Annotated in this window: 10 protein-coding genes and 1 tRNA gene; 7 read left to right on the top strand and 4 right to left on the bottom strand. The window is 41.2% G+C overall.

Features of this window, described 5'->3' with window-relative positions; translation table 11 throughout:
- Positions 1-19: 19 nt before the first annotated feature.
- The 7 genes from ACERCG_RS04945 to ACERCG_RS04915 all read left to right on the top strand — a co-directional run bounded on the left by ACERCG_RS04945 (position 20) and on the right by ACERCG_RS04915 (position 7356).
- A tRNA-Met gene (locus ACERCG_RS04945) sits at positions 20-96 on the top strand.
- Positions 97-323: 227 nt separating this feature from the next.
- Positions 324-785 carry a ribosome maturation factor RimP gene (gene rimP, locus ACERCG_RS04940; RefSeq protein ID WP_025236139.1) on the top strand — a complete coding sequence of 154 codons (462 nt, stop codon included), beginning with the start codon at positions 324-326 and terminating at the stop codon, positions 783-785.
- A 20-nt stretch (positions 786-805) separates the two neighbouring features.
- The gene (gene nusA / locus ACERCG_RS04935; protein WP_373610951.1) at positions 806-2302 is read left to right on the top strand and encodes a transcription termination factor NusA; all 1497 of its coding nucleotides are present in this window, start codon (positions 806-808) and stop codon (positions 2300-2302) included.
- 21 nt (positions 2303-2323) lie between these two features.
- Positions 2324-4870 (top strand): translation initiation factor IF-2, encoded by a 2547-nt coding sequence (gene infB, locus ACERCG_RS04930; RefSeq protein ID WP_373610950.1) that lies wholly within the window; start codon positions 2324-2326, stop codon positions 4868-4870.
- A gap of 82 nt (positions 4871-4952) precedes the next feature.
- Positions 4953-5333, top strand: coding sequence for a 30S ribosome-binding factor RbfA (gene rbfA, locus ACERCG_RS04925; RefSeq protein WP_373610949.1), 381 nt, complete (start codon positions 4953-4955; stop codon positions 5331-5333).
- A 2-nt stretch (positions 5334-5335) separates the two neighbouring features.
- Positions 5336-6265: a tRNA pseudouridine(55) synthase TruB gene (gene truB / locus ACERCG_RS04920; protein ID WP_373610948.1), complete on the top strand. Its 930-nt coding sequence runs from the start codon at positions 5336-5338 to the stop codon at positions 6263-6265.
- Positions 6262-7356: a lytic transglycosylase domain-containing protein gene (locus ACERCG_RS04915; protein WP_373610947.1), complete on the top strand. Its 1095-nt coding sequence runs from the start codon at positions 6262-6264 to the stop codon at positions 7354-7356. The genes truB and ACERCG_RS04915 overlap by 4 nt, the downstream gene beginning before the upstream one ends.
- A 26-nt stretch (positions 7357-7382) precedes the next feature.
- Here the strand turns inward: ACERCG_RS04915 and tadA are convergent, their stop codons facing one another.
- From tadA to pnp, 4 genes are all read right to left on the bottom strand, one after another.
- Positions 7383-7904, bottom strand: a complete 522-nt coding sequence (gene tadA / locus ACERCG_RS04910; protein WP_373610946.1) for a tRNA adenosine(34) deaminase TadA — start codon at positions 7902-7904, stop codon at positions 7383-7385.
- A gap of 81 nt (positions 7905-7985) precedes the next feature.
- Entirely contained in the window at positions 7986-9797 is a 1812-nt protein-coding gene (locus ACERCG_RS04905) for a DEAD/DEAH box helicase (protein WP_373610945.1), read from the bottom strand.
- Positions 9798-9985: 188 nt separating this feature from the next.
- The gene (gene nlpI / locus ACERCG_RS04900) at positions 9986-10909 is read right to left on the bottom strand and encodes a lipoprotein NlpI (protein WP_373610943.1); all 924 of its coding nucleotides are present in this window, start codon (positions 10907-10909) and stop codon (positions 9986-9988) included.
- An 80-nt stretch (positions 10910-10989) separates the two neighbouring features.
- The gene (gene pnp / locus ACERCG_RS04895) at positions 10990-13143 is read right to left on the bottom strand and encodes a polyribonucleotide nucleotidyltransferase (RefSeq protein ID WP_373610941.1); all 2154 of its coding nucleotides are present in this window, start codon (positions 13141-13143) and stop codon (positions 10990-10992) included.
- Between the last annotated feature and the right edge of the window lie 140 nt (positions 13144-13283).

The raw sequence follows: 13283 nt of genomic DNA, 5'->3' as shown, positions 1-13283 counted from the left end.
TATAATAAGACCCATCAGACGCGGGGTGGAGCAGCTTGGTAGCTCGTCGGGCTCATAACCCGAAGGTCGTTGGTTCAAATCCGGCCCCCGCAACCAGTTTTAAGCTCACAGCTTTGGTTAAAGTTGTGAGTTTTGTTTTATATGATGTTTTAAAATTAATTTTGCAAAAAATTAGTAAAAAATGACCGCTTGTGGTTGTTACATCATAAAACAAACCGCTTAAAGCCCCACGGTTTCCCGTCTGGGGTTTTTTTACGGAAATTGGTACAGGAATTAACGTATCAAAGCTGGTGTTATCCAGCTTTTTTATTTTGGAGATTAACTTGGCAACCTTAGAACAAAAATTAGAAGAGCTTGTGCTGGATTCTATTGAAGCATTAGGCTTTGAATTAGTCGGCATTGAATGCCAACGTGCGGGGCGTTTTTTAACGGTTCGCTTATATATTGATAAAGAAGGCGGTGTAACCATTGATGATTGCAGTGATGTGAGTCGTCAAGTGAGTGCGATTTTTGATGTTGAAGATCCGATTGCAGATAAATATAACCTAGAAGTTTCTTCGCCGGGTTTAGATAGACCGCTCTTTACCATTGCTCACTATGAGCGTTTTATCGGTCGTGATGTGGTTATTCATTTGCGTATTCCAATGTTCGATCGCCGTAAATGGCAAGGTCAAATCAAAGCAGTTGAGGGTGATTTTATTACCCTAACCGTAGATAACGAAGATCGTCAATTCGCATTTGGTAACATTCAAAAAGCAAATTTAGTTCCCGTTTTTAATTTTTAAGATGAAGGCAAACTGACAAAATGAGTAAAGAGATTTTATTAGCTGCAGAAGCAGTATCAAACGAAAAGCAATTACCAAAAGAAGCGATTTTTGAAGCGTTAGAAACCGCTTTAACCATTGCAACGAAGAAAAGCCGTGATTTAGATATTGATGTGCGTGTGGTCGTTGATCGCAAAACGGGCGATTTCCAAACTTTCCGCCGTTGGGCAGTTGTTGAGAGCGTGAGCAATATGACGCGTGAAATCAGCTTAGAAGCGGCTCAATTTGAAGATCCAAACGTACAACTAGGCGATTTCATCGAAGATGAAGTGGAGTCTATTGAGTTTGGTCGTGTGGCTATTCAAACTTTCGGTCAAGTCGTGAAAACGAAAATCCGTGAAGCAGAGAAAACCAAAATTATTGATGAATTCCGTTCTGATTTAGGCAAGATTATTATCGCAACGGTTAAGAAAGTAACTCGTGATAATATTTTCCTTGAGTTAGCTGGCAAAACTGAAGACATCAAAGGCGAAGCGGTTATTGTGCGTGAAGATATGATTCCTCGTGAAAACTTCCGTCCGGGCGACCGTGTGCGTGGTGTGTTATATGAAATCAAACCTGAATCAAAAGGCCCTCAGCTTTTCGTTACTCGTGCAAAACCAGTAATGCTTGAGGAGTTATTTAAACTTGAAGTACCTGAAATTGGCGAAGGTGTCATTGAAATCAAAGGTTCAGCTCGTGATGCAGGTTCTCGTGCGAAAATTGCGGTGAAAACGCACGATAAACGTATTGATCCAGTAGGTGCATGCGTGGGTATGCGTGGTGCTCGTGTTCAAGCTATTAGCAATGAACTTGGTGGCGAGCGTGTTGATATTGTTTTATGGGACGAAAACCCGGCTCAATTCGTGATTAATGCAATGGCTCCAGCAGATGTAAGCTCTATTGTGATTAACGATGACGCTCACTCAATGGATATTGCGGTTGAAGCGAAAAATTTAGCTCAAGCTATTGGTCGTAACGGTCAAAACGTGCGTTTAGCAACCCAATTAACAGGTTGGGCGTTAAATGTGATGACAAACGAAGAATTAACTCAGAAAAATGCAGAAGAAGACGGTAAAATTATCAACTTATTAACCTCTGCATTGGAAATTGATGAAGAGTTTGCTCAAGTTTTAATTGAAGAAGGCTTTACTTCATTAGAAGCGATTGCCTATGTACCAGTTGATACCTTAACGGCGATTGATGGTTTAGAAGATGAAGATTTAGTTGAAGAGCTTCAATCTCGTGCGAAGAATGCGATTACGAAAAAAGCGTTAGAAGAAGAGCAATTATTAAAATCAGCTCAAATTGAAGATAAATTATTAACGCTTGAAGGTATGGATCGTCATATCGCATTCAAATTAGCGGAAAAACAGATCACGACACTTGAAGAACTTGCAGAGCAAGGTATTGATGATTTAGCCGATATTGAAGAGCTTTCAGAAGAGAAAGCGGGCGAGTTAATTATGGCTGCACGTCAAATTTGTTGGTTCAACTAAGCTAAGCAAAGAGGATAAAAAATGACTGAAGAGAAAAAAACACTTTCGCTTGGCGGTGCTCGCAAAGCAAGTAAAGTGAATACAACAACCACGAGCGGTAAAGTAAAAGCGGTTGAAGTAATCGAGAAAAAACCAAAAATTGATGCAAAAGCATTGCAAGAGAGAGCGGCTAAAGAAGCGGCTGCTGCAAAAGCGAAAGCAGAAAAAGAGGCAGCTGAGAGATTAGCTTGTGAAAAAGCAGAAGCGGAAGCCAAAGAAAAAGCGGCTAAAGAAGCAGCTGCAAAAAAAGCGACAGAACAGACCACTAGTAAAACACCAGCTGCCCCTGTAATGCCAAACAGCAAAGCAAAAGAAGAAAAACCAAAAGCTCCAGCTCAAGTGAAGCAAGAAAAAGCCCTTGATCCTGAAAAAGAAGCGAAGCGTAAAGAAGAAGCAGAATTACGCCGTAAGCAAGAAGAGCTTGCACAGCAAAAAGCGGAAATGGAAGCGAAACGTGCAGCAGAAAATGCCCGCCGTTTAGCTGAAATTGCGCGTGAAGAAGCAGAAGATAACGGTAGCGAAGATTTTGACGATGAACGTTTTACCTCTTCTTACGCCCGTGAAGCTGATCGTGATAATGATCGCCGTAGCGAAAATAGTCGTGGTCGCAATAATAAAGGTGCAGTGGCTAAAGCGAAGAAAGGCGGGCGTGAAGATGATAAAAACGAACGCAGTGCAGATCGCCGTAACCAAAAAGAAGTGAAAGGTAAACGCAAACACGGTAAGAAAGGTGCTGCGTTGCAACAAGCATTCACTAAACCTGCTCAAGTAGTGAAGGCTGATGTTGTGATTGGCGAAACCATTACTGTGGCTGAACTTGCGAATAAAATGGCGGTTAAAGCGACAGAAATCATCAGAATGATGATGAAAATGGGCGAAATGGTAACCATCAACCAAGTTATCGATCAAGAAACAGCACAATTAGTGGCGGAAGAGTTAGGTCATAAAGTTATTCTGCGTAAAGAAAATGAGTTAGAAGAAGCGGTTTTAGAAGATCGTGATACTAATGCAGAAAAAGTAACTCGTGCACCGGTAGTAACCATTATGGGACACGTTGACCACGGTAAAACCTCATTGCTTGACTACATTCGTAAAGCAAAAGTGGCAGCAGGTGAAGCAGGTGGTATTACTCAGCACATCGGTGCATACCACGTTGAAACTGATGACGGTAAAATGATTACCTTCTTAGACACACCGGGGCACGCAGCATTTACCTCAATGCGTGCTCGTGGTGCGAAAGCAACGGATATCGTAGTACTTGTAGTTGCCGCTGATGATGGTGTGATGCCTCAAACAATCGAAGCTATCCAACACGCAAAAGCAGCAGGTGCACCATTAGTGGTTGCGGTAAACAAAATCGATAAGCCGGAAGCAAATCCAGATCGTGTTGAGCAAGAGCTACTACAACACGAGGTTATTTCTGAGAAATTTGGTGGTGATGTACAATTCGTACCTGTTTCGGCGAAAAAAGGTATGGGGATCGATGACTTATTAGAAGCTATTATTCTTCAATCTGAAGTGCTTGAATTAACCGCTGTGAAAGACGGTATGGCAAGCGGTGTGGTAATCGAATCTTACTTAGATAAAGGTCGTGGACCTGTTGCAACTATCCTTGTTCAATCAGGTACGTTAAACAAAGGTGATATCGTACTTTGTGGTTTTGAATACGGACGTGTGCGTGCAATGCGTGATGAAAATGGTAAAGACATTGAATCCGCAGGCCCATCAATTCCGGTTGAGGTGTTAGGTCTTTCAGGCGTACCGGCAGCAGGTGATGAAGCGACCGTTGTGCGTGATGAGAAGAAAGCTCGTGAAGTGGCATTATATCGTCAAGGTAAATTCCGTGAAGTGAAACTTGCTCGTCAGCAAAAAGCGAAACTGGAAAATATGTTCAGCAATATGGCAGCAGGCGATGTGGCAGAGTTGAACATCATTGTAAAAGCAGACGTACAAGGTTCTGTAGAGGCTATCAGCCAATCATTAATGGAGCTTTCAACAGACGAAGTGAAAGTGAAAATTATCGGTTCGGGCGTGGGTGGTATCACAGAAACGGATGCAACCTTAGCTGCGGCTTCTAATGCGATTATGGTTGGCTTTAACGTGCGTGCAGATGCGTCAGCTCGCCGTGTGATTGAAGCAGAAAACATCGATTTACGTTACTACTCAATCATTTATGAACTATTAAATGACGTGAAAGCGGCTATGAGCGGTATGTTACAGCCTGAATTCAAACAAGAAATTATCGGCTTAGCAGAAGTGCGTGATGTATTCCGCCACCCGAAATTTGGTGCAATCGCAGGTTGTATGGTAACTGAAGGTGTGGTTAAACGTAACAACCCAATCCGTGTATTGCGTGATAACGTTGTAATCTTTGAAGGCGAACTAGAATCTCTACGTCGTTTCAAAGATGACGTATCTGAGGTGCGTAACGGTATGGAATGTGGTATCGGCGTTAAAAACTACAACGACGTAAAAGTTGGCGATCAAATCGAAGTGTTTGAAATCGTTGAAGTGAAACGCTCAATCTAACCTAATTTTGAGTAGGGGCGTATTGCATACGCCCTTTGTATTTTTAGGGCGTGAGCATCACGCCCCTACAAAAGGGGAAAATATGTCCAGAGAATTTAAACGTAGCGACCGTGTAGCTCAAGAGTTACAAAAAGAGGTGGCAGTGATTTTACAACGAGAAGTGAAAGATCCTCGTATCGGTATGGTAACGGTGTCTGATGTGGAAGTGTCTAGAGATTTAGCCTATGCGAAAATCTTTGTTACTTTCTTATTTGATAATGATCGTGAAGCTATTGCACAAGGAATGAAAGGCTTAGAAAAAGCCAGCCCATATATCCGCACTCTATTAGGCAAAGCAATGCGTTTACGCATTGTGCCTGAATTGCGTTTTATCTATGATGAATCATTAGTAGAAGGTATGCGTATGTCTAACCTTGTATCTAGTGTGATCAAAAATGACGAAGAAAAGCATAAAGAGGACTAATTGTGTCTAGACCTCGTAAGCGTGGCCGTGATATTCACGGCGTTTTCTTATTAGATAAACCACAAGGAATGTCTTCAAACGATATTCTGCAAAAGGTAAAACGGATTTTCCAAGCAAATAAAGCAGGGCATACAGGAGCGTTAGATCCACTTGCTACAGGTATGTTGCCGATTTGTTTGGGCGAAGCAACGAAATTTTCCCAGTTTTTATTGGACTCAGATAAACGTTATCTGGTTACTGCGAAACTAGGAGAAAGAACCGATACTTCTGATGCTGAAGGGGAAGTGGTTGGAACTCGAGACGTGAATGTAACAGAAGCAGATATTTTAGCGAATTTACACCAATTTCGAGGCGATATTCTGCAAGTGCCAACAATGTTTTCCGCATTAAAACATAACGGAAAACCGTTATATGAATATGCCAGAGCAGGGATTACGGTAGAGCGTGAAGCTCGCCCGATTACGATTTTTGAGCTGAATTTTATTGAGTACAACGCACCATTTCTAACCTTAGAAGTGCATTGTTCAAAAGGGACTTACATTCGTACCCTTATTGATGATTTAGGCGAAGTGCTGGGCTGTGGTGCTCACGTTACTATGTTACGCCGCACTGCGGTGGCTAATTACCCTATTGAAAAAATGATGAGCTATACTGATTTGCAAAATTTAGCAGAAAATCAACCGCTTGTAGAGCTAGATAAGCATTTATTAGCAATGGATACTGCTGTTTCTTCATTGCCAAAAATAAATTTAACCGAACAGCAAACTAAAGCGGTTGGCTTTGGTCAAAGAGTTAGGTTTGACAATCTTAATCACATTTATGGTTTAGTGCGTTTATACTCCGATAATGCACAATTTTTAGGTGTGGCAGAAATTACAATAGATAACGTAATTCGCCCAAATAGAATGGTTAATTTGATAGACATAGAATGAAAAAGAAAATTTTTATCTTACCTTTAACAATTATTACCTTAGCTCTGGCAGGTTGCTCAAGCGATAATTCTGAACATTATTCTCGCTTAAACTTAGATGCTCAATATACGAAATCACGCTCAGTGAGCAATTTTAATGACTATGTGCATTTTTTGAAGCAGAAAGCAGCCGGTGCAGGTGTTTCTGCAAAAACATTAAATGAGCAGAAATTCATTAATTATAATGCGAGAGCAGTGCAATTAGACCAGCAGCAAGCGGCTCGTAAGCGTGATCCAAACACTCCGCCTCCACCGCCAAATCGAAATGGTGTAACGAATTACTTGAATAAAGTATTAAATCAAACCAAAGTCAATCAAGCGGTGGAACGTTGGTATGAATATAGTGCAGATTTAACTCGTGCGAGCCAAAAATATGGTGTGCAAAAAGAGTATATTTTAGCCCTTTGGGGAATGGAGAGCAGCTTCGGGCGTAATCAAGGCGATTTTGATGTACTTTCCGTATTAGCCACACTTGCGTTTGATGGTCGCCGTGAGAAATTGTTCACGCAAGAATTCGTTAATGCAATGAAAATGCTTGATAATGGCACAATTAGACGCTATGAATTGTTGGGTTCTTGGGCTGGGGCAATGGGACAAACCCAATTTATACCAACTTCCTATTTAACCTATGCGGCTGATGGCAACAATGATGGTAAAAAAGATATTTGGGATAATGAAGCTGATGCTTTTGCTTCTATTGCAAATTATCTCTCAACCGTGGGCTGGGATAACCAATTACCTTGGGGCGTTGAGGTAAAATTATCTGCTCCGATGGATTTAAGTTTCTCCGGCATTGAAGCTAACAAAGCAAGAACGCTGGCAGAATGGCAGTCATTAGGTGTCTATTTAGCTTATCCGAATGACCAGGAAGTAGCGAAAATGGCTCGCTTAAATGGGAAAAAAGTTTGGTTAATTCGCCCAGATCAAGAAGCAGGTAGAGCATTTTTAGTGTCTAGCAATTTCCGCACATTGATGGATTGGAACAGATCAAATAACTTTGGTATTAGTATCGGCAAATTTGCGGATAGAATTTTAGCTTCAGTTAGTCAATAAGTTAAAAAGCATAGCAGAGCGCTCTACTATGCTTTTTTTTGAGCTTTATGTTCTTCACGTCTTCGTTTAAAGAAATCGCTGATTTTTTGGCTACACGCCTTTCCTAATATATTACCTTGTATTTCTAAAAAATGGTTCATTTTATAATCTTCAAACAGATGATAACGTGAACCTACTGCCCCTGTTTTATAATCGCCCGCTCCAAACACTAAGCGGCTAATCCGGCTATGTAAAATAGCTCCCGCACACATCGGGCAAGGCTCAAGTGTTACATAGAGCGTGCAATCTAATAAGCGATAATTACCAATGGTTTGCCCTGCTTGTCGGATTGCTTGCATTTCAGCGTGGGCGGATGGGTCAGATAATTGGATGGTTTGATTCCAACCTTTGCCAATAATATTTTGATTTTTATCGACTAATACCGCACCCACAGGAATTTCACCTTTTGCTTCAGCTAAATCAGCTAAATCTAGAGCATATTGCATAAAGGCAATATCTTGTTCGGAAGTTATGGTTGAGCAAGAAATTTGGTTAGGTTTGATAAACATAGTTGTAAAAAATATAAGAAAAAGACCGCTTGTAAGTAGTGTAATATGAAAAATGCCCTATTGACTAGGGCATTTTGTTAATTAATCACGGCGACCACGTTTTTCGCTGAAACGCTTTTCTTTAAAGCCGCCTTTACGGTCTTTATTAAAACCACCATCACGGCGGCCGCCTCTATCGTTACGATCACGGCGATCACCTCTGCCACGACCTTCGAACGGATTCGCATTACTTGCTGCATTTGCAGGGCCTAACAAGCTCATTTGCATCGGCTTGCTTAATACACGTGCTTTGCTAGCAAAATGCTGCACTAAATGTTTTGGCATACCTTGAGGCAATTCAATCGTTGAGTAGGTGTCGTGTAATTTGATATGTCCGATATAACGGCTGCTGATATCACCTTCATTTGCAATTGCTCCCACGATATGACGTACTTCCACGCCATCTTCACGGCCAAGCTCAATGCGATATAAGTCCATTGCAATACTATTATTTTCACGCTGTTCACGGTTGTTACGGCGGTCATTTCTATCATTACGATCACGACCACGTTCTGAACGAGTGGCACGAATAACAGGATCTGGCGGAAGAATTAATTTTTGTTTTTCTTGTAATAACATCATCATCGCAGCCGCTAACTCTTCGTGGTCTTGGTCTGCGGTAAATAAATCTTCCAGTAACTCACGATATTTCTCTAAATCGTGATGTTCTAATTGCTTAGAAATACGGGCTTTGAATTTCTCACGGCGTTTTTCCATTAATACTTCGTGGTTTGGAATTGCCACTTCATTAATTGGTTTTTTGATCAAGTTTTCAATATTGCGTAATAAGCGGCGTTCACGAGGCTCAACAAATAATAAGGCACGACCTGAACGACCTGCACGCCCTGTACGACCGATACGGTGTACATAAGATTCTTCTTCAAGTGGAATATCGTAGTTCACCACAAGGCTGATTCGTTCAATATCAATACCACGAGCAGCAACATCGGTTGCAACTAAAATATCTAAACGACCTGAGCGCAGTTTTTCTAATGTTTGCTCACGAGCTTGTTGAGTCATATCGCCATTTAATGCAGCGGTACGGTAGCCGTTACGTTCACACAGTTCGGTAATATCAATAGTGCCAGTTTTGGTGCGAGTAAAGATAATTGCAGCATCAAATTCTTCAACTTCTAAGAAACGCAATAATGCATCATTTTTACGGAAACCGTTTACTAACCAATAGCTTTGTTCAATATCCGGCGCAGAACGTTCAGTCGCTTTAATTTTGACCTCTTGCGGATCTTTCATAAAGCGGCGGGTAATACGGCGAATTGGCTCTGGCATTGTTGCAGAGAAAAGAGCAGTTTGATGATCTTCAGGTAATTCAGCCATTACGGTTTCAACATCATCAATAAAGCCCATACGAAGCATTTCATCAGCTTCATCTAATACGATAAATTTCAATTCAGATAAATCTAAAGTACCACGACGAATATGGTCAAGAATACGACCTGGCGTTCCTACCACAACTTGTGAACCTTGTTTTAAAGCACGGAGTTGAATATCGTAACGCTGTCCACCGTAAATAGTAACAACACGAGTACCCTTAAGATTTTTCGCAAATTGTTCACAGGCATCTGCCACTTGAATTGCTAACTCACGAGTAGGAGCCATTACTAACATTTGTGGATGGCGTTGCGTTGGATCGATTTGAGCTAATAGGGGCAGAGAGAACGCTGCTGTTTTTCCACTTCCTGTTTGTGCCATACCTAGCACATCTTGACCAGCTAATAAATGAGGAATACATTCTTGTTGTATTGGCGATGGCTTTACAAAGCCCATATCGTTTACAGCATCAAGAATAGATTGAGGTAAGCCTAAGTCGGCAAAAGTTAAAGATTCAGTTGTCATAAAAAACCATAGTTTGAGGAATGATTAAACAGAATAAAAGCTAATCATTCAATGAAAATTATATTGTTGAAATGTAGGTAGAAAAGATGAAATAAAAAAGCGTAATGCTCTAAAAATCCCCTGAGTATAAGCGGTCGGTTTTTGTAAAAAATTTACAAAATTTGACCGCTTGTCTGTCCTAATTTTCCCTATTCTTTATCAACAATGGGAGATGTTTGAGTCATACCACGAATTTGTGATAGTTCAAACAGGGCAAAACGATACTCAACGAAGTTAAACACTTGATTTGCTAAAGCAAGGCGGAAGAGGCTGATTGCCTCATCTTTACGATCTAATTTGAGTTGTTGTTTTGCTAAGTAGAAATACGTTTCTGTCAGTATTTCAGCATATTGTGAGCTATTTTCTTTAGCTTCATTATCTATTATAGCACGAAGTTCGGCTAAATTTAGCTTGCCTAAAAAATAATTTACGATATTAGTCCCCCAATAATCGGGCGAAAGAGCTTTGGCTCTTTGTTGTAAATTATTTTTAGCCTCCGAAGGTGTAAATTCTAGTTCATTAAAATAGAGCCATAACACACGATAAGGGTCTTTTTTATCCTCCTCGTAAAAATGCAATAAGTCACGCTGAGCTTCAGAATAGCGACCACTATAGTAAAATGCTAAACCACGATTTAGATAAGTATAGCTATATTCGTTATCTAGCTCCAATACAGCATTAAAGGCATCAATTGAGCTATCATAATCGCCTTCTAGTAGAAGGTATAATCCCATATAGTTATAAGCCGCTGCCATTCGCTGATTAATCGAAATCGCTTGAGCAAAATCATAACGAGCTAAAGACCAAAGCCCTAAACTATCGTAAATGACCCCTCTTCCAAAATAGAGATCTGCTTGTTCAGAAGGCGTTAATGGTGCTTCTTCCAATACTTGGCTCAGCCTTACCATCATTGCCTCTTGTTCAAAACGAAGTTGAGGATTAAGTTCTGCTAATGCTAAATTCTTAATAGAAACGAGGTCAGAGTAACGCCCTGTACAACCCGTTAGCACAAGAACAGAAATTAAACTAAGTAAAAAGAAACGAATTCGAAACAACTTAAACAGTTGTGCCATTTTTACATTGCCTTTAATTATAGACATAAAAACGGAATAGCAGGCGTTTAATACCTGACTATTCCCCTTTACTTTTAGAACTAGATATTTTCTTGTTCTACAGTAATAACTTCTTCAGCTTCAGCTACAGTTTCTGTATCTTCTACGGAATTGGTGTTATTAAGATCTTTCATCGTTAAGCGGATACGACCTTGTCGATCGATTTCTACCACTTTCACTTGTACTTCTTGACCTACTTGTAGGTAATCAGCCACACGTTCTACACGCTCGTTAGTAATTTGCGAAATGTGAACTAAGCCTTCTTTACCACCTAAGATTGATACGAATGCACCGAAATCTACCACACGAGTTACTTTACCATTATAGATTTGGTTTACTTCTACTTCAGCCACGATTTCTTCGATACGAGCCATTACTGCTTTCGTTGCATTACCGTCAGTTGCAGCAATTTTCACTGTGCCGTCATCATCGATGTCGATTGAAGTATTGGTCTCTTCGGTTAAGGCACGAATGGTTGCACCGCCTTTACCAATCACATCTTTGATTTTCTTCGGATCAATCTTCATTGTGTGAATGCGTGGAGCGTAGTCAGAAATATCTGAACGAGGTGCAGGAATTGCTTGCTCCATCACGCTTAAAATATGCATACGAGCACCTTTTGCTTGGTTTAACGCAATACGCATAATTTCTGGTGTGATACCTTCAATTTTGATATCCATTTGAAGAGCGGTAACACCGGTACGCGTACCTGCTACTTTAAAGTCCATATCACCTAAGTGATCTTCATCGCCTAAGATGTCTGAAAGTACCACGAATTTCTCGTCTTCTTTCACTAAGCCCATTGCAATACCCGCAACCGCTGCTTTAATTGGCACGCCAGCGTCCATTAACGCTAATGAGGCACCACATACAGACGCCATTGAAGAAGAACCGTTAGATTCTGTGATTTCAGATACCACACGCACCACATACGGGAACTCTTCGGCGGTTGGCATTACCGCTAATACGCCCCGTTTTGCTAAACGACCGTGACCAATTTCACGACGTTTTGGCGAGCCGATACGACCTGTTTCGCCTACAGAATATGGAGGGAAGTTGTAGTGGAATAAGAAGCGATCTGATTTCTCGCCGGTTAATTCATCAATGATTTGTGCATCACGCTCAGTACCTAAAGTTGCCACCGCTAATGCTTGGGTTTCACCACGGGTGAATAGTGCAGAACCGTGAGTTCTTGGTAATACACCAGTGCAGATATCTAACGCACGCACGGTATCTACAGTACGACCATCAATACGAGGCTCGCCTGCAATAATACGGCTACGCACGATTTGGCTTTCTAATGCGGTGATGATGTCGATGATAGCACCTTCTGAAACGGTTTCATCTTCGCCGGTGATTTGAGCAATCACTTCTGCTTTGATCGCATCAATTTGCTCATAGCGAACTTGTTTTTCAACGATACGGTACGCATCACCTAAACGAGCTTCTGCTAACGCTTTTACTTTGTTGATTAAATCGGTATTTGGCTCTGGAGCAACCCAATCCCAACGAGGTTTGTCTGCCTCTTTCACAAACTCTTTGATGTTTTCAATCACAATTTGTTGTTGCTCGTGACCGAACACCACCGCAGCTAACATTTGCTCTTCGGTTAAGATGTCCGCTTCGGATTCCACCATCAATACCGCTTTATCCGTACCGGCAACCACTAAGTCTAAACGGCTGATTTTTTGCTCGCTGGTGGTTGGGTTTAAAACGAATTGATCGTTGATGAAGCCAACACGAGCCGCACCGATTGGGCCGTTAAACGGCACGCCGGATAATGAAAGGGCAGCCGATGCACCGATCATTGCAACCAGATCAGGACTAATTTGTGGGTTTACAGAAACCACAGTTGCAATTACTTGAATTTCGTTGAAGAAACCTTCAGGGAATAATGGACGAACTGGACGGTCGATCAGGCGTGCAACTAACGTTTCGCCTTCAGATGGGCGACCTTCACGTTTGAAGAAACCACCTGGAATACGACCGGCTGCGTAAGTACGCTCTTGATAATCCACGGTTAATGGGAAGAAATCTTGCCCTTCCTTAACATCTTTTTTCGCAACCACAGTCACGAAAACTGTGGTGTCGTCCATACTTGCCATTACTGCAGCCGTAGCTTGACGTGCGATAGCACCGGTTTCTAAGGTTACGGTGTGCTGACCGTATTTAAATTGTTTTACAATTGGAGTCATTCTGTTTTTTTCCTTTTAAAGAATTTACTATTATTTTCGTTTTATTTCTCTAAATTGCGACTAGCAAAAAAACTCTCAAACATTAAAAGAATTTTTGATAGCCGCCTCTCAATATAAAAAATAAAACTTGTCTATTGTAC

It is taken from the genome of Mannheimia sp. E30BD (assembly GCF_041807785.1).
GTDB lineage: Bacteria > Pseudomonadota > Gammaproteobacteria > Enterobacterales > Pasteurellaceae > Mannheimia.
The sequence above is the reverse complement of the archived record's forward strand: the minus strand, read 5'-3'. Positions and strand labels throughout refer to the sequence as shown.